The sequence below is a fragment of the Lentimicrobium sp. L6 genome (genome assembly GCF_013166655.1).
Taxonomy (GTDB): Bacteria; Bacteroidota; Bacteroidia; order Bacteroidales; family UBA12170; genus UBA12170.
Window position 1 is genome coordinate 1 of record NZ_JABKCA010000090.1, and the last position, 18,318, is coordinate 18,318.

General features: G+C 35.5%; 18 protein-coding genes. 6 read left to right on the top strand and 12 right to left on the bottom strand.

Annotation, left to right across the window (positions count from 1 at the left end; genetic code table 11):
• Window positions 1-136 precede the first annotated feature (136 nt).
• On the bottom strand, window positions 137-949 hold the full coding sequence (gene zupT, locus HNS38_RS17700) for a zinc transporter ZupT (RefSeq protein ID WP_172346829.1): 813 nt from the start codon (window positions 947-949) through the stop codon (window positions 137-139).
• A gap of 175 nt (window positions 950-1,124) precedes the next feature.
• Between zupT and HNS38_RS17705 the strand changes: the two genes are divergently transcribed.
• Complete coding sequence (locus tag HNS38_RS17705; protein ID WP_172283814.1) at window positions 1,125-2,243, top strand: hypothetical protein; 1,119 nt, start codon at window positions 1,125-1,127, stop codon at window positions 2,241-2,243.
• A 20-nt stretch (window positions 2,244-2,263) separates the two neighbouring features.
• On the opposite strand, the gene HNS38_RS17710 is transcribed toward HNS38_RS17705, so the two are convergent.
• The 6 genes from HNS38_RS17710 to HNS38_RS17735 all read right to left on the bottom strand — a co-directional run bounded on the left by HNS38_RS17710 (window position 2,264) and on the right by HNS38_RS17735 (window position 9,254).
• Entirely contained in the window at window positions 2,264-2,878 is a 615-nt protein-coding gene (locus HNS38_RS17710) for a hypothetical protein (protein ID WP_172283816.1), read from the bottom strand.
• Between the two features lie 643 nt (window positions 2,879-3,521).
• Window positions 3,522-5,078 (bottom strand): T9SS type A sorting domain-containing protein, encoded by a 1,557-nt coding sequence (locus tag HNS38_RS17715; RefSeq protein WP_172283818.1) that lies wholly within the window; start codon window positions 5,076-5,078, stop codon window positions 3,522-3,524.
• Window positions 5,079-5,316: 238 nt separating this feature from the next.
• Window positions 5,317-6,969, bottom strand: coding sequence for a hypothetical protein (locus HNS38_RS17720; protein ID WP_172283820.1), 1,653 nt, complete (start codon window positions 6,967-6,969; stop codon window positions 5,317-5,319).
• On the bottom strand, window positions 6,966-7,733 hold the full coding sequence (locus tag HNS38_RS17725) for a LytTR family DNA-binding domain-containing protein (RefSeq protein WP_172283822.1): 768 nt from the start codon (window positions 7,731-7,733) through the stop codon (window positions 6,966-6,968). Before HNS38_RS17725 ends, HNS38_RS17720 begins: the two co-directional genes overlap by 4 nt.
• Window positions 7,733-8,776 (bottom strand): sensor histidine kinase, encoded by a 1,044-nt coding sequence (locus HNS38_RS17730; protein WP_172283824.1) that lies wholly within the window; start codon window positions 8,774-8,776, stop codon window positions 7,733-7,735. The genes HNS38_RS17725 and HNS38_RS17730 overlap by 1 nt, the downstream gene beginning before the upstream one ends.
• 103 nt (window positions 8,777-8,879) lie before the next feature.
• A complete protein-coding gene (locus tag HNS38_RS17735; protein ID WP_172283826.1) occupies window positions 8,880-9,254 on the bottom strand; it encodes a hypothetical protein in 375 nt (124 codons plus the stop codon).
• Between the two features lie 466 nt (window positions 9,255-9,720).
• Here HNS38_RS17735 and HNS38_RS17740 point away from each other — a divergent pair, with 466 nt between their 5' ends.
• The 3 genes from HNS38_RS17740 to HNS38_RS17750 all read left to right on the top strand — a co-directional run bounded on the left by HNS38_RS17740 (window position 9,721) and on the right by HNS38_RS17750 (window position 11,450).
• On the top strand, window positions 9,721-10,320 hold the full coding sequence (locus HNS38_RS17740; RefSeq protein ID WP_172283828.1) for an aminotransferase class IV: 600 nt from the start codon (window positions 9,721-9,723) through the stop codon (window positions 10,318-10,320).
• Window positions 10,321-10,367: 47 nt separating this feature from the next.
• Window positions 10,368-10,820 (top strand): hypothetical protein, encoded by a 453-nt coding sequence (locus HNS38_RS17745; RefSeq protein WP_172283830.1) that lies wholly within the window; start codon window positions 10,368-10,370, stop codon window positions 10,818-10,820.
• A 132-nt stretch (window positions 10,821-10,952) separates the two neighbouring features.
• Entirely contained in the window at window positions 10,953-11,450 is a 498-nt protein-coding gene (locus HNS38_RS17750) for a hypothetical protein (protein ID WP_172283832.1), read from the top strand.
• 107 nt (window positions 11,451-11,557) lie between these two features.
• Here the strand turns inward: HNS38_RS17750 and HNS38_RS17755 are convergent, their stop codons facing one another.
• The 4 genes from HNS38_RS17755 to HNS38_RS17770 all read right to left on the bottom strand — a co-directional run bounded on the left by HNS38_RS17755 (window position 11,558) and on the right by HNS38_RS17770 (window position 14,958).
• On the bottom strand, window positions 11,558-11,827 hold the full coding sequence (locus tag HNS38_RS17755; RefSeq protein WP_172346830.1) for a hypothetical protein: 270 nt from the start codon (window positions 11,825-11,827) through the stop codon (window positions 11,558-11,560).
• A gap of 178 nt (window positions 11,828-12,005) precedes the next feature.
• Window positions 12,006-13,139, bottom strand: coding sequence for an amidohydrolase (locus HNS38_RS17760; protein WP_172283836.1), 1,134 nt, complete (start codon window positions 13,137-13,139; stop codon window positions 12,006-12,008).
• A gap of 19 nt (window positions 13,140-13,158) precedes the next feature.
• Complete coding sequence (gene sixA / locus HNS38_RS17765) at window positions 13,159-13,647, bottom strand: phosphohistidine phosphatase SixA (RefSeq protein WP_172283838.1); 489 nt, start codon at window positions 13,645-13,647, stop codon at window positions 13,159-13,161.
• A gap of 30 nt (window positions 13,648-13,677) precedes the next feature.
• Window positions 13,678-14,958, bottom strand: a complete 1,281-nt coding sequence (locus HNS38_RS17770; RefSeq protein ID WP_172283840.1) for a T9SS type A sorting domain-containing protein — start codon at window positions 14,956-14,958, stop codon at window positions 13,678-13,680.
• 94 nt (window positions 14,959-15,052) lie between these two features.
• Here HNS38_RS17770 and HNS38_RS17775 point away from each other — a divergent pair, with 94 nt between their 5' ends.
• On the top strand, window positions 15,053-16,834 hold the full coding sequence (locus HNS38_RS17775) for a M14 family metallopeptidase (RefSeq protein ID WP_216663773.1): 1,782 nt from the start codon (window positions 15,053-15,055) through the stop codon (window positions 16,832-16,834).
• A gap of 233 nt (window positions 16,835-17,067) precedes the next feature.
• Here the strand turns inward: HNS38_RS17775 and HNS38_RS17780 are convergent, their stop codons facing one another.
• The gene (locus HNS38_RS17780) at window positions 17,068-18,174 is read right to left on the bottom strand and encodes an IS110 family transposase (protein ID WP_371823818.1); all 1,107 of its coding nucleotides are present in this window, start codon (window positions 18,172-18,174) and stop codon (window positions 17,068-17,070) included.
• 14 nt (window positions 18,175-18,188) lie between these two features.
• On the opposite strand from HNS38_RS17780, the gene HNS38_RS21270 reads away from it, so the two are divergent.
• A partial coding sequence (locus HNS38_RS21270) for a transposase (protein WP_172346832.1) occupies window positions 18,189-18,318 on the top strand: 130 nt, incomplete at its 3' end.

The following is an 18,318-nucleotide window of genomic DNA, read 5'->3' on the forward strand; positions in this document are numbered from 1 at the left end:
ATATTACGATTAACAACTGAATTTCAGATAGTTAAAAACCGAACTCAGGTTATTATTAACCTTTTGGTCTATATAATTGGGATAAAAAATGCTTATCATTTAATGAAAACAGTCATTTTTAATAGACACAAGAGATCTATAAAAACATCAATAAACTAACGGCCATCACTATCATTCCAGCGACTAATCCATAAATACTTAAGTGATGTTCACCATATTCTCTAGCTGAGGGCAAGAGCTCATCCAAGGAAATAAAGACCATAACTCCGGCTACTCCTGCAAATAGAATTCCAAATACGGAAGCACTCATAAATGGCATGAGAATAGCAAAACCTATTAGAGCTCCAACAGGTTCGGATAAACCAGAAAGGAAAGAATACCAAAAGGCTTTACGCTTGTTTCCAGTGGCATAATAGATCGGAACAGCAACCGCAATTCCTTCCGGAATATTATGTATAGCTATAGCTATGGCAATAGGGATACCTAATTGTGGATCTCTTAGGGCAGCAGTAAAAGTGGCCAAACCCTCAGGGAAATTATGAATACCAATAGCTAAAGCGGTATAAATACCAGTTCGCATCAACTTATCGCTGTCTTGTAAGTTTTTTCCTGTTTTTAGATCTTCCACATTTCGAATTTCGTGTGGATTCTCAATATTGGGAATAAACTTATCGATGATGGCAATCAGAGCCATTCCTCCAAAGAAAGATAATACTGTCACCCAATTTCCTGCAACGATACCTATATCTGCAACTAATTCTTCACGAGCTTTAGGGAATATTTCAACAAAAGAAACATATATCATCACGCCAGCTGAAAAACCTAAGGATACAGTTAAAAATGCTGTATTGGTTCGTTTAGCAACTAAAGATATTATACTACCTATTCCGGTCGATAACCCAGCAAATAAAGTGAGAGAAAAGGCAAATAATATTGCGTTCCAGTCCATTTTAAGTTTTAATTTGCGCAAAAATAATGAATAATAAAGCACGGATATCATTTTTCCCATTAATATCACTATTAATCCCAATGATAGTCACCTTTCTAAGGCTCTTGTAATTTTATTTTTTCAATAGCAAAGCTTTTCGAATGCTTTTTTAACTTTGTTGTTTTAAAACCAGCCTATGTCAGTAGATATTATTAAAGTAAGTAGCAAATCGGATTATAAGGCCTTTGCCAAATTACCTTTCGAGATTTATAAAGGAAATGCATATTGGGTTCCTCCTATTATCAAAGATGAAATCAAATCCCTCAATCCTCTAGAAAATCCAGCTATGGATTACTGTGACAGCCAGTTTTGGTTGGCAAAAAAAGAGGGTAAAGTGGTGGGTAGAATTGGTGCCATCATTAATAAAAAATACAATGAAAAGCTAAACGAGAAATTGGGAAGGTTTAGTCGTTTGGAGTTTTATGATGATGCTGAAGTTTTTCAGGCCTTAATGGATACTGCCGTAAATTGGTTGAAAGAAAGAGGTATGAACAAAGCCCATGGCCCTCTTGGTTTCTCTAATCTTGATACTCAAGGAATGTTGATTGAAGGATTTGATCATTTGGCTTCGGTGGCTTCAGTATACCATATGCCTTATTACCAAACTCACCTTGACAAATATGGTTTTAGAAAAGAAAACGATTGGGTAGAGTTTCGTTTAACTCTGGGTGAAAGAGCTAGACAAAAAGGGATTAGAGGAAGTCAATTGATTAAAAAACGTTATGGGTTTGAAGTGGTGAGGTTTGAAAAGACCGACGAGCTCAAGCCTTACGTAAAAGATATCTTTGCTATTTTAAATGATGCTTTTGATAAGCTTCCCTATGTGACTCCTTTCAATGAGAAGATGATCGATTTGTATGCTGAGAAGTACTTCAAGGTTATCAATCCGAAATATGTAGCAATGGTTAAAAAAGAGGAACGGATCGTTGGTTTTGTGGTAGCTGTTCCTTCTTTAAGTGAAGCCATGCAAAAAGCCAATGGAAAATTATTTCCTCTTGGATTTACACATGTGCTTAAAGCCATGAAAAACCCTAAGGTATTGGATTTTTTCCTCACTGGTGTGGTTCCAGAATATGATAATGCAGGCGTAGCGGTTATTCTGTTTTCTGAAATTCAAGATGAGATGCTAGGTGCTGGTATTGACCAAATGGAGACCACTGGAATATTCGAAACCAATCATAATGTAATTAGTAATTGGAAGAATTACGAGCATATTCAGCACAAACGTCGCCGTTGTTATATTAAAGAAATTTAACCTAACAACCTATACCCAATTTATAACTTCGCTTTTTTACCCTTATTCTTGTAATACTTTAAGCCTTCTTCGGTGGCAATGCTACTGATTAAATTGTCGAACATAAATTCATAGAGGGTATCAAAGGAGAATTTTTCTGGTGGAAAGAAATCTTCATTGTGAATATCCCACAGTCGGCTGATATAGAGCCGAGAAATCAATTCAATACTCAAATCGGATCGATACATACCTTGGCTGATTCCCTTGGTCAGGTTGATACGAATTTTTTCGAAAATAAAGTCGGTTCTAGATTGAAAATGCTCCTCGTAAATATCTGGGAAATGCTTCCTAATATCCGAAGAATAGGATGGAGTAATATAATCATACTTGTCGGATAGTTGCTTACCCACAAACATCATGATATCTATGGCATTTACACCTTCAAAATCGTTCTCTTGAAAGATCTCAATAAAGGCATGACGCTCAAATTCTAATAATTTGGTAATTAATTCCTTATCGTCTTTAAAATGTTTTTTTAGTTCCTCAATTGATAATCCAGATTTATCAGATACATTTTTTAGCTTTAAACTCTTCACTCCGTCTTTTATCAGTATCGTTCTGACAATCTTTAAAATATCAATTAAATCACGTTTCATAAACTGTACTTTAGTTTTCAATGATGGTGGTTTTCAAGCCACAGATTCTACTCAGACCACCATATGATGGCTGAACAATTAAATTCTCAATCTATTTGTAACAATATAGCCTACAAAGATAATATTATAATCAAAAGTTCAAATAATATCTTGTATGACCAATAATTACGGGTGTTTTACCTATTTTTCCTCTTCAAAAAAAACATAGGTTATACAACTTTTTTTATCCAAAACAGAAACTGATTAGCAACAACATACTCGTTTTATTAATCTAACACCATTACAAAACATGAAATCATTCTAAATATTATCATCTTGGTAAAAAACTATAAAACTACATATTATGATTACGAAAAAAGTATCATACTCTACAATAATGAAGAAAAGAGAGCAGGACAAACGCATACTTTGTTAAAAAGCTATTTTTAGATGAAAATAGTTTAATCTATAGGTATAATGCTGGCGCGGAAATGTTTTCCGTGGGAAAATATTAACATTAAGGAATGTATTTAAATCACACCAAATCCGCGTTAGCTTTGTTAAAAATAATTAGAAAAATTAAAGTACGCGTTTGCCCTGGAAAAGAGAGGCCTACCGAAAATACACCTTTCAGCAGACCTCTTTGATATAAAGGTAAAAAAAACTATTTCAGCAATAGCATCTTCTTTTCTAGCTTATGATTTCCAGAAACCAAAGAGAAATAATAAACTCCTGAACTCAAATTATAATCGTAAGCGTTGAAATGATAGGTGTATTTACCTCTATTCATTTGCTCATGATTTACTAGAACAGAGACTGCTCTTCCATACATATCATAAACAGCAAGGGTAACCTCCTCAGAACTTCTTAATTTAAAAGAAATATAAGTGCTTTCATCAAAGGGATTTGGACTGTTTTGCTGCAAACTGAAAGGAATGGTTTCCAACTCTTCTTCCCCAATAATATGTTCGTTGACCAATGCAGTCATTATCTTTGGCGAACTTCCTTCTAGGCGAGTCCAGATGGGGCGAACCATATTATTATGGGCAGAGATATTATTATAATCGCCAAAGAAAGTACTAGAGTAAGGAAGAAATGGAGTCTCACTAATCTTAAAATTCAAGAAACTCTCTCCTCCATCGGTACTAACAGCCATATAAACATCTGTGTTTGAATCTTCATAAGCTCGTCTGTCATAGAAAACAAACCAAATATATCCCGTTACCTGATCTACAGTCATCCAAGTAAAGAATTGTTGTTTCCCTGGTGGATCATCATTAACTCTTTTGCGTTCTCCCCATGTCTCACCACCATCAGTAGATTTGATGAACCAAACATCAGTATCATCGGCACCATTTCTTTGATCGCTCCAGTTGATATAAATATCACCATTATATTCTGTTTCAGAAAGGTTGCAGCAAGTGATGGGGAGTCCATTACATCGGCTAATTCCGGGGATATCAAAGGCCCAACCTGGCCCCGGAATATCAGAAACATAGATGTCCTCCTCCAACCAAGTTTCTCCTTGATCTAAGGACTTATCAAAAACCAATCCTGCTGGTCCTGCCCAACTCACATATATTTCTCCATTAGGTCCAACTGCAGGAACAGCACCTTCTGTAGTGTTTCCTTCATCAACACAATCCCCTGAGATTTGATTTATCTGTATGGCATCGGTCCAAGATTCTCCATTATCAGTTGATTTCGAGAACAATATATTCGAAAAATCTAAAGGATTACTGGTTCCATAATTATCAAACTGCGTCCATGTCACATAAATATTATTATTAGTATAGTCGACTACTGCCCAATGTTTATCCTGTGCTTTACTTCCATTTAATCCCATATAATTTCCATCGGTCCAGGTGAGTCCTCCATCAGTTGACTTCTGACATACAATTCTATCAATCCAGCTGCCATTACTAGGATTCGAAAGGTGGAAATAATAATAATCTCCATTGCCATCCACTATCAAACATGGGTCACCCCATACGCCATGACTAGAGTTTAAGGAACCACCACTCCAATTGGCTCCTCCATCATTAGAAACATAGTATTTATCGATTATAGCGCCTGCTACCAGATGATCTGGATTATTCGGATCTACAAATATAGAAGGCTCGCTAAGGCCATTTCCTTGTGCAATAATAACATTGGAATGTTGCGCATTAACTTGCCAAACTAGGCCTAATAATAAAAAAAGTATGAAAATTCGTTTCATGGTGTGTATGTTAAAATTTGAGGTAAAGATAAGAATACTATGGTAAACGAACTTAGTGGATTTAAAGTAGGGTAAAACACTTAAGTTAGGTTCGGGTATTTTCTTAATCTTATTACTCTTTTGGGGTGGGGTAAATATTATAGAAGGAAATCCTCCTAAATCTGGTTCTGTTTCTATGTTGCAAAGTACTGATATTGGAATATATAATGCAGGAATACAGGAGGATAATTAAAGATAATTACCAGCCCCAACTAGCTACATCTATCCTTACTTCATTAGAAAAACCAAAGTTTAGCACTCGGTTTTCGATATCATTTCCAGAGCTATCTTTTTCTACTTTTCCCCAACCTCCTTTGGTTATTTTATAACTCATACTTTCCCCTTGGTAAGGAACGGTGATATAATATTTACCATCTTCTTGGGGCTCGAAAACTTGATTTTTATCTTCCGGGTCCCAACCATTTTTATCGGAGGCTAAATATATTTTCTCACCCTCCTCTGTGTTATCTGGAACTGAGTTTAGAATAATTTTCACCACCCTATTTCCACTTAAAATGGGCAGGTCTTTCCAGTTTTTTATTTCTGGTTTAATGATTAAAGTATCGAAATCACTATAGTTAAAGCCATAGGTTGGAAGCTCTGCACCATATTCATCCAAGGCAATGCTTTCCCACGAACCACGTGTGATTTTAAACTCAAAGTCACCTCTTTTTCTGGCTATATTCACATAGTATTTTCCATCCTCATCTTGCTTAAACATATAGCGAAGTCTTCCTGGGTTCCAATTATTAAAAGCTCCTGCAATATAAATATTGGCGCCTACTGGTGTTGATTCTGGAATCTTATCCAATACTAAAGTAATCGTATTACTTCCAATATCTTCTTGATCTTTCCACCTTTGAACATCAATATAAATGGTATCGGCAAACTCTAAATTGATTTGACGGTTGTCAATATCATAGCCATTTCGATCTACTTCTACAGTATACCATCCATCCCGAGTAATCTTATAATCCAAATACATTTTCATTCTTGGGAAGGAATAATAAAGCTGTCCTTTTCTGTTTTTTTGAAACTGACAGCTCCTATCTCCTGCCGTCCAAGAATTAAGTTTGCTGGCTAAATAGATGGGCTCATTTTTAGGTGTAAGCTTTGGAAGATTTTTAATTATTATGGTCACCCTATCTGGAGAACTTAATGGTAAATCCACCCAAGAATCTACAGTGACAACTAAAGTGTCTGATTCGCCAAATTTCAAGAGACGATTAGGGATTTCTTGGCCATATTCATCAGCTTCAGAGTTGGACAAATCACCACGAGTAATTTTATACTCCATGCTATTGACACCCTCAGGTCTTTCTATCTCCACATATAATTGACCATTTGCAGTTCTTCTAGCTATGGAAGCCTCATTAGGATTCCAAGAATTAAGGTCACTGGCAATGGCTATAATATCGTTTTTTGGAGTATTGGATGGTAACATATCTATTAAAAGCACACAGCGAGGACAGTTTATTGGATTAAGGTCACCCCAGCTTTCAATACTGTGATATACTGTGTCTCCATCATTTACTACTATCGTCCTATCTACTATCTCTTCGCCACAAATTCCTTTTTCTACAGTGGCCCAGTTTCCTCTTGTGAACTTGTATTCCACCTCTCCAAAACCAGCTGGCAAAGAAAAGTAATAATTAGAATCTTGGTCGAGTCTTAGTTCGTAGCGCTCCTCTCCTGGACTCCACATATTAAAATTTCCGGCCAAATAAATCGGATCGCCCAAGGGTGTATTTCCTGGGACATCATCCACCACCAAAACCACTCTATTGCAAGATGCAAAAAGTAAAAGGGCTAAAATTCCCCAAATCATCTTTATGTAAAATGGCTTTATCATTTATCTATCCAGTTTAAAAAGTCATTTACTTTGGCTCTACTGATAAGTACTTGATCTTCGGTTTTCGGTTCCAGTTCAATGAGGAGTCTGCTATTGAAATATTTGCTTATCTTTTTGATGGCCCACAATTGAACATAATAAGATCTGTTGATGCGGTAAAAAGAGTCGGGATTGAGTAGGCTGCTTAAGTGATCTAAAGAGTGATTGATAAAATATCGGTGTCCTTCTTTGTTTACCAATAATACTTCATTGTCTTCGGCTACAAAATAGGCCACGTCTTCAATGTCGATATACTTTATCTGTTCGCCCATTCGGGTCAGAAATCTAGATTTATATTTATTCTGGTTTAAAGTCAAAAGCTGCTGAATCTGCTCCATCTGAAACACAGAATTCTCTGGCTTCTGCTGAGTATGTAAGGAATCATATTTCTCTAATGCAGCATTTAAATCTTCTTGTTTTACGGGTTTTAGTAAATAATCGATGCTATTGACTTTAAAAGCTCTAATGGCATATTCATCGTAGGCGGTTGTGAAAACTATAGGAGCTTTTACCTCAATATGATTAAAGATTTCGAAGCTCAAACCATCGGAAAGCTGAATGTCGAAAAACATGAGATCAATGCCTGGTGTAGTATTAATATAATCCACCGCATCCTCCACACTATCTATGCAGCTGAGCACTTCAATATCTCTGTTGCTTTCAGTCAATAAACGCTGAAGCTCATATTGTGCATGAGGTTCGTCTTCAATAATTAATACTTTCATTATTTTACTGTGTTTAATAATGGGATTTTCACCATAAATGTGATTCCGTCATTTTCTATTTCTATCTTTTTATCAGTTAAAAAAGCATATCTGCTATCAATATTTTTTAAGCCCATTTCATGACTGTCTTCTTTATAAGTTTTGGGCTGCATATTATTCTTCACCCATAAATATCCTCCAGCTGTAAATATATCAATTTGTAGCGGTTTACTCTTCGATACTATATTATGTTTAATTGCATTCTCAATCAATAATTGCAAAGTTAATGGTGCAATAAGATATTTTTCAGCCAACTTCATAGCCTCCAAATTAACATTTAGATTCTTTTCAAATCGCAATTGCATCAGCATGATATAGGACGCTGCAAAGTTGATTTCTGTTTCCAGTGGTACTACTTCTTTATCTCTTTGATCGAGAATATAGCGATATACGTCGGAGAGTTTCCTAATGAAAAGGCTGGCATTCTCTTGATTCTTGTATACCAAAGAGGAAAGCGTATTGAGGCTATTGAACAAAAAGTGAGGGTTGAGTTGCGACCTCAATAACTCGAATCGGTATTCTGCATTTTTCTTTTTGAAACGTTCCAGTTCTGCCAGACTAAATCTCCATTTATTAAGCAGGAATATGCTCATCTCACCAACTGTAAATCCAAGAATGATGATCAGAATGACAATAGATTGGGTAGTTTCATCTTGCAAGGAAACGAAGCTATTATCTTGTTGAACCCATCTGAATCCCCATTTTATTCCCATCACCAAACCAATAGCAATCATGAAATCTAATAAAGATTGGTAACTCAGCCTTTTGATCAAGTCTTTATCCCAGGTAAACCGTCTGCTCAAAAAGCGATTGACAATGAATAAGGTTTCAAAAACTAAATAACTCAGGAAAATAGCTGCCACATACTCTTCGAATGGGCGCAATAGACGATAATTGGAGTAAAGCAAACTAAATACGATATCCATATTAAAGTTAAACGCAATACCCAATACAAGGCCGTAGCCATACCTCAATGTCTTATTTAGCTTAATTCCTTCTTTCATTATTATTTGGAGATGGGTTCTTCATCTCTATTATTTTTCAAAGGTATGAATTCTGTTTAGGCTTTCCATATTTCAAAGAACCGCTAAAAAGTTGTAAGAAGCACTATCTGATAGATAATGCTTCATTTGCAGTATTATTAATGGTTTGTGAATAAACGACTTTTCTATCTTTGATAATTTCAAAGGTATATTCTCCTTCAGGGAATTTTGATATATCATATTTAGCATCTACCAAAGCCCAAGACTTATAGCTCTTTCTGTATAAGGTTTTATAATTCTCTTTTACTCTGATAATGACTTTATCACCTATCTCTTTGGCCACTTCTACATTGACCATATCTGGTGAGCTCATATAAATGGAAGCTCGAAGGTCCTCTGTTTTATAGCAGCAAGAATCTGGTCTTTGTGCTTTTGAGAATTGTGCGAAGGAAAAGGTGGCGATGAATACCATTGCTAAAGTTAGGGTGAAAGTTTTCATGATGTTTGTTTTATATTGTTTATGGCTCAAAAGTATATGCAGAAGCTCCTTTTAGCAAACAGAAAACTGTGAAGTTTAGAATTTATGGGGTGAAGTGTATGGATTAGTATTTTAAACCTCAGCTCGATTATAATTCAAATCTAATGTATCATTGACTTTCTGTGGCAATGGTTTAATAATCGAGGTTATTATAAAGTCGAAAAATGCTATTTTTGTGCAAGTCTATCCTATAGAGAAGGTATTCGAAGAAAGAAGCATCTATGTTTATGATTATTATTTAGATGTTACTAATTAAAGTGCTTTCTCGAATAATAGGTATCGTATAAGTCAAGAAAAGAATTTCTTTTGGCAAAAGCATTCTGAGCTTTTTAAGATTATTTCTGAAACTGTACAATGAATATTTAACAAAAGGTCTAAGAATTATTTATTAACAAAAAGGCTTCATTACTTAGTGTTGAATTGCAATATGAAATTACTAGAAACCATACAAATACATAATGGCCAAGCAAAACGCCTAAGCTATCATAATGAGCGAATGAATAGATCACGCCATCAAATGATGTGTGCTATGGGAGATATTTATTTAGAGGAGGTTTTGAAAATTCCTGAGGAGTTACGAAAGGGAAAAGTAAAGTGTAGGGTTTTGTATGATGAGCAAGTGAGTAAAATTGAGTTTGAGCATTATCAAGAAAGAAGGATTGACTCTTTCCATCTTGTAGATACTCAGATAATTTATGATCACAAATTCGAAGACCGTCAACAATTTAATAAACTCAAATCAGGCTTTTTATCCTCCTCCGAAATTATCATGGTTAAAAATGGTTTTATTACAGATACTACCTATAGTAATTTGATTTTTAGGGATAAAAATGAGAACTGGCTTACCCCAAGTACTCCGCTATTATTAGGTACGCAAAGAGAGTTTCTTTTAGATGAAGGCATCGTAGAGGAATCTGAAATAAAAGTAAGTGATTTAGATCAATTCACCCATTTTATGATGATTAATGCTATGCTCGATTTTGATGAAGAAAGAGCTATAGATATAAAATCAATTATAGATGCATAATCATTCTTAAAAGCCATTATCTTTACACTTTATTAAATATCACACCTATGAAATCGTTTACTTATCCTCTGTTGCTTTCGGCTCTTTTGTTTGGTCTGATATTTACAGCTTGTAAAAAAGATGAAAGAGAAGTAGCGGTCGAACCTGAACAAAAAACAACACACGTTTTTGTGACCAGCAGCCCAGAATCAAATGTGTATATTACAGCCATTGAAGTTCGTATTGATCATGAGGAATGGTCAGAATCTCTCATGGGTGTAGGTCAAGCCATATTTCCAAGTGAAACACAAGATTATTACATTAATATTCCAAAAAACAAGGCCTGTGAATTCAGATTGGGCGTTTTTTCAGATAGCCTTTATGTGTCTATGTTACATCTTCAAGAATATTGGGATGATTTTTATTATCCATATATTTTAGGTAATAAAGACATTGACTCTATCACTTTAAAAGTTAAACAGAATCAATATACAGGTTTTGTTAGTGTGAGTGCCAATTAATAAAGTCTAAACCAAAACGAAATTCAAAAACAACTTCACTTTGCACGAATATGTATTCAATTAAACCAGAAAGAAGTTAGACTCTCTTTCTCAACTAAAGGTTTTTTATCTTTACTTATAAATGATAAAGCTATGAAAAAGATATTTTTAATACTAATGCTTCCTGCCTTTTTACTCTTGAGCTCTATGTCGGGTTGTGAGAAAGATGAAGGAGACGAACCCGTTGTAACAAATAGCATACTACATGTGGAATTCGCAAATGATGAAAATTCTGAAGTTTCGATAACCATTGTTGAGATGCGCCCTCATGGAAATGCTGGTGAGGCTGATGCTGGACCCATAGGAGATTGGACAGGCAATATATTACCCACAGGAACTGTATTGGCTCCAGGGCAATCGGTAAATATGGATTTAAGTATTCCAAACTTATATTGGAATGAATATCGCTTGGGTATTCTGTTGGACGATGGCACTACTATCATGCTTCATGAACAAGAAGGTTGGAATAATGAAACGGGACCACCAATCACTCACTGGGGAAGTGATAGTAGAAGAGTTAATGTGACTGTTCAATATCATGAAGAAAGTGGCAATTACTATATTCGAGGCTGGGGCGATTGGGCTGTTTAATCCTTGTGACAATACTGTGCAAAAATGATATTCTAAAATCAATAATTAGTATTCATGGAGGAATCCTAAAGGAGAATTTTGTTTACCTAGTAGAGATGCTATAATAGCTAATTATCATTTAATGTTATGGCCAAAACTATAGAGAATACAATGAAGATTATCAATAATAGCACGATTTTGTGTTTTTGACCTTCCTTCCTAGATTCTAGAAGAAAGCTTATTCTAGAAGGGATAGTTTTACTGAAAGAAGATTTCGTTTTACTCTCAGCCTTACCCACGGTACTAAGAATTCGTTTCTTTTTTGAGGAAGTAGCTCGTAAAAGAGATCTATTTCTCTTAAAACTAGAAACCATATGTTGCATTGCTCCTCCAGCCATTGACTTGGTTTTGATGTATAGCACAAATATAGTAAAAATGAAGGAGACATGAACGTTGAAGCTCGATTAGGATAATAGCTGAATAGGGTTGGAAATGGTCGTTGAGCAAAGTTGAAGCCTCTTTGATAAGATCTAATGTCACTTTAATTCCACTCAGTGACCTTTGTTTATTTGCTTCTTAGGAGTTGGTATTATCTAAAACACTTCTATAAATCTCCTCAAACAAACTTACCCCGGTCTCAATCAAGTCATCGGGAAAGTCGAAATTATGATGATGAAGCTCAGCATGGTTTTCGCCAGATCCTAATCCAAAAAATCCTCCTCTAATTTTTTGATTATAGTAGCCAAAATCTTCTGACCAGCGCATGGATTCAGGAATATGGGAAATACTTAAATTCTTGTGGATAGCAGCTTGCTCAATAATATTGATGGCTTCTTCATCATTAACAGTAGCTGGGAATTCTTCTAAATATTCGATCTCAAAATCCAAAGCATGATTCTTGCAAATATTCTGGATGATGTGCTCTGCTTTTTCAATTAAAAGGGCCATGTCTTTATTCTCAAAGGCACGCAAGGTAAAGCCCATTTCGGCAAAACCAGGGGAGGTCCCAAATGCTATTTCTCCCAATCTGGAATAGATAAAGGTGATAAGGCTTAAATTCTGAAAAAGTTGTTTTTGTTGGATGAGTTTGTGAAGTTGATGAGTAATATCAGCCATGGCCAAAGCGGGATTGATTCCTTTTTCTGGCTCAGCGGCATGACAAGTTTTGCCTTTTAGTTTTAGCTTCATTCCTTTGCTGGCTGCTGCAAAGCTTCCTGGTTTTAGCAAAACTTGGTGCAAAGCATAACCTGGAATATTGTGCAATCCAAAAATATAGTCGGCATTTAAAGCTAGGAATTCTTTACTTTCCATGACTTCTTTTGCTCCCATTCCTGTTTCTTCTGCTGCCTGAAAGAGAAGTGCTACTTTTCCGTGGCTCGGTCTATTTTCTGCTATCCTCCTTGCAAATCCTATCAATATGGTACTATGTCCATCATGCCCACAAAGATGTGCTACGCCTTTATTTTCTGATTGATAAGACAGTTCGTTTCGCTCTTGTATGGGAAGTGCATCCATATCGGCTCTAAAAATAATACTTGAACCAGGTTTTCCAGAATCGAAAACATAGACTTTTGAAAATTCTCCAATGTGAATTATCTGATCAGGATTCAGTGGAACCATGATGCTTTCTATAAATCTACTGGTTTCATATTCTTGATGAGAAAGCTCAGGATATTGATGAAGGTGTTGTCTAATGTCTGTTAAATTCAAAGGGTGTGGTTTTATAAATCTATAAATCAGATGGTTTGGTGTAAAACAAAAGTTTGCCTGGCTTGGAATTGATTTCATTCCATCTGTCGATTTTAAATTCAATACCAACCACTGCAGAGGTAGGCATCCAATCTATTTCATCTTTGCATAAATAAGTGGCGATACTGCTTAATCCAGGATTATGACCTAAAATCATGATTTCGTTCACATCATCATTTACACAATATATCACATCGAGAATGGAATTTGTGGAAGCCAAGTACAAACCTTTTTCTTCTGTCACCAAAGAACTATGTATATCTAAATGTTTACATACAAGTGCTGCAGTTTCAACTGTTCGTTGTGACATGCTTACCAAAACACGTTCTGGTTTCACCGATTTGGATTTCAAAAACTGAGCAACTTTAGCCGTTTTCTTCCTGCCTTTATCTACCAGTTCTCTTTCAAAGTCGGACTTTCCATATCCATCTTCAGCCTTACCATGACGCATGAAATATATCTTCTTCATTAGCTAGTTTCTTATAAAAGACTAATATACTTATTTTTTTATGAATTTGGTGGTTGACTTTCTGCCATTTTCATCAACGACTACAAACAAGTAAAAACCTTGATTTAGCTTGCTAATATCCACCATCCCCGAAAGTAAAGCCTGATTGGAGGAGTCTGTAAAAGATAGTTTTTGCCTTCCAAAGATATCGTAAATGAGGATTTTTAGCTTTTGAGCCTGTTCTAAACCTATGGTATATTGAAGACTTTGAGCATTCATATACCTGAGCTGGATGGAGTTGATGTTAGAAACTTGTTCTGGAGTTCCAAGCACAGCATCCACTTCTATTTGCACTAGAATAGGTAGGTGATCCGACATTCCATAAAGTGCATTAATCACATTAATTGGTGCAGAAGTATTGGTAGGAGAATCTGTTATACTACCATTAAAATGCTCCCCATCGTTTCCTAGGGGGTGATAAGTATCGGTCAAGAGTTTCATTTTATTGGTCCCTTCCAATAGTGAGGCTGTAGACATTATAAAATCAAAACGATCGTCTAATCCTCCAGAGCTAAAGCAATTGGAATTATTACCATGAGTGCTTTGAGTGTGTACGTGTCGGTATGAATAATTATTATTCCAATTACCTTCTTGATTAATGGGATCGTAGAAATACCGGATTCCATTATAGGTATAGGTTAAATTGGTATAGGCTTGTTCTTCACTAGTATAAAGATTTAAATCGCCCATAAACAACATATTCTCTGGTAAATCGTGAGTTCGGATATAAGTCATGGCTGAGGCCACCATACCTGCTCTTTTACTGGCATCGCTGTCTGAATTCCCAGCTTTTAAATGAGCTACAAAGCAAGTTATAAAAGCAGTATCGTGGGTAATGCCTAAATCTGCTGCTTTATAATAAAGTGTAAAAACATCTATATCTCTAATGGCAGAATAAACCACATCTTGAGAATATAGAGCCAATTTATTCTTATTGAAATATAACATGTTTACGATATAGCTATCTGCCGCATTAAAGGAAACCGCTTTTCTATAATAATCCACACCATCGGTATTTAATACCTGATCGAGTATCATTTGATGATAAGTAGTATTATCTGATAGCTCATTCACAGTAAAAATATCTGGTTTCACATAGTCAATGATGGTTCTTAAGTGGCCATTTTTGCTATTCACATTATTGTTACTTGTAGTGCAATCGCCATAGTAGTTTCCGTAATTGAGCAAATTGTACTGCATTATCTGAATGGTATCTTGTGCCGAGAGACTCCAAAAAATAAATAGGAAACCTAGGGTATATATTATTCTCATATTGTGTGTTTAATGGGTAGAAGGTGCTGTCATACTAAATTAGACTGCGAAGCTACGAAATTCTAAAAACTTTATAACTTTGAAAATAAAAACCATGCGATTATTAGCCCTCTTCCTCTTTATCCTATTTCAAGTGCCTTTAATGGCTCAAAGTACCGATTGGCAAACCAAATTTGAAATATCAGACTATTTAGAAACTGTTACTTACGAGGAGTGTATGGCTTTCTCAAAGGCTTTAGCCGAAGAAAGTCCTATGATAAACTATCAGGAAATGGGCTATAGTCCTCAGAACAGAGCTATTCCATTGTTGATTATTGATAAGGAAGGCCTTAGTACTGCTAGGGATATTAAGAGTAGTGGCAGGTTGATTCTTTTTATTCAAGCTGGAATTCATGCAGGAGAACCCGATGGAACCGATGCTACTTTCCTATTGCTTCGCGATATGGTGATTCACCAAAAGAATTTAGACCTTCTAAACAAGGTGAGTATCCTCTTTATACCATCATTTAATGTGGATGGATTGGCGAGAATGAGTCCTTATAATCGAATCAATCAAAATGGGCCAAAGGAAATGGGTTGGAGAGCCAATAGCCTAAATCTGAATCTAAATCGCGATTATATGAAAGCCGATAGCCCAGAAATGAAGGCATGGCTAAAGATATTTAATGAATACTTGCCTGATTTATTTATTGATTGTCATACCACCGATGGTGCCGATTATCAATATGTAGCCACTTATGCTATGGAGACTTTTGGTAATATGGATGAAGGATTAACGGAATTTACTGAGGAGGTTTATAATCCATATTTGGTTGAATCCATGAAACAAAAAGGCGCCCCCATTTTCCCTTATGTCACCTTTATGAATTGGCACGACCCGAGAAGTGGATTGGTAAGAAGTGTTGGAACACCTATGATTTCTCAGGGCTATACTGCTTTGCAAAACCGAATTGGCTTACTCATAGAAACTCATATGCTTAAGCCCTATAAACCTAGAGTTTATGCCACCAAAGAGATGATTATTTCCACTTTGGAAACCATGAATAAGCACCATAAGAAGCTAAAGTCTTTAAATAAAAATGCCGATGCCATGATGAGTTCTTACAAAAAAGGAATTCAGAAATTGACCATTAAATACGACGTGGATTATAATGATACTAGTTATGTAGATTTCTTGGGGATGGAATATGAGGTGGTGAAGAGTGATTTAACGGGCGGAGATTGGTTTCAGTATTCCCAAGAGCCAATAACTTTTGATTTAATACTATTCGAGAAGCCAAAGCCCATAGAGCAAGTGGAGCTACCCATAGCTTATATTATTCCGGTGGAATATGAAGAAGTGCAAAACATCATTAAAAACCATGGTATAGAGTATAAGATCAGCAAAGAAGCTATGGATGTGGAAATAGAAACCTATAAGTTTAGCAATCAGAAATGGGGGAACTCTTCTTTTGAAAGCCACCAAAATCTTCGCTCCTTCGATATGGTAGATGTAAAGGCCACTCAGAAGTTTGAAGCTGGAGCTATGGTTATTCCTGTGAGGCAAAGGGCACTCAAAGTTATCGTTTATCTACTCGAACCTAAAGCTGATAATTCTTTGGTTTCTTGGGGATTCTTCAATTCCTCTATGGAGCGAAAAGAATATGCCGAAACCTATGTGATGGAAAAAATGGCTAGAGAGATGATTGCTGAAAACCCTTCGCTAATGGATGAGTTTAATACATGGAAAGAAGAAAATCCAGAGCTGGCCAAAAACCATTGGATGCAATGCATGTGGTTTTATGCCAAAACACCATATATGGATCCCAAGAAAGATGTATATCCTGTTGGGAAAATAGTGGATCAGCAGGAGTTGTTTAAATTGGGTTGGCATTAGGGATTACATATCACCTCTACCACTATATTTTTTCACTATTATATGTTCAGGTAAAACATTAAAACTTCTTGAACAATTTGAGTAGAAAAAACAAATGTTGTGAGAAACGATATCGTTTTGTTCAAAATATTTAGGAAAGTTACTGAGAGAATTATTTGATGCTTATTTTCTTGTTTTCGTCAATGGGACACCCGAAAGCAATTCTGACTAACGTCAAAAATTAGTATTGATAATTAGACTGTTACAAATTCAAAGTTTTCCTTTGAAAGCTCAAATTTAGTGATTTGTTTTTGAATACGGTTTACTATACCAAGTTTTCTTTTTTGATCGAGAAAGAGATATTCCCTCGATGGCTTATAGGGTACTTTTTTTGTAATCATTGTCCAAATGATTACTCCCAATTTACGTGCTGTTGCACTTACTGCAGCTTGCCTCCCTTTTCTATAGGCTATCCTCCTGAAAAAATCTGACAAATCAGTATCTTTTAAATTTCCTATGGCATTGGCTGCTTGTCTTAATGCTATTTTTAATCTATTACTCCCTTTGGGGATTCTTGAAGAAAGGACTTTCCCTCCTGATATTTTATTATTGGGAGCAAGCCTAAGCCAGGAAACAAATTCTTTTGATGTCTTAAATTTACTGAAACCATCTGGGCCTATTTCACTCATCAAACTCAATATTGTTGCATGACTAACTCCTTCAATCGCTAACAAATCTACTCCATTAAAATATTGATAAGCTACCTGATTAAAGTTTTTAATATCAACAGCATTTTTATTCAGACGCTTATATGGTTTATCATTTGTTTTTAGCTTGAGTTTCTTCGGAGTTTTTTTAAGTGCAGTATTTACAAATTTTTGAATCTTTCGGTCACATGCTTTTATTTGTTTTTGAAAAAACTGATAAGATTCAAATTCTTGCATTAATCCAAATAAGAAGTCTTCTCGATTATTGCCATGTAGTGCTTTTGAAATCTCTTCTTTCGATTTTCTGCAATTATAATGTCTATGCTCCGCTAATGAAGCAGGATCTAGATTTCCTTTACAAATATCTTCTATTATTCTTAAGCCAGTAAGACCACAAACATCCTTAACTACCACATCAAGTCTGAAATTTAGAAATTTTAGATATTTCTGCATCTTACGAGAAGCTGCTGAAGATTGATGAATTAGATTTATTCTTTGTCGACAATAAGTCCTAAGTGTTTCTGTAGTCTCATCTGGTAGAAAACTGCTTGTTAATAAGCCTAAAGAATGTAATTTTTGAATCCATCTGGAATCTTTTACATCTGTCTTCTTGCCTTTTGCATGCTTGGTGAATTTGCCATTACATAAAATCACTTCATAAAAACGTAGTGTTCACTTGGACCGATTATAACAAAGACTATCAAAAACAAATATCATCCCCGAAAGGAGAAGACTTTTTACGCTTGTTTTGTCAACATATATTACCGCCAGGATTTACCAGAATAAGGCATTATGGCT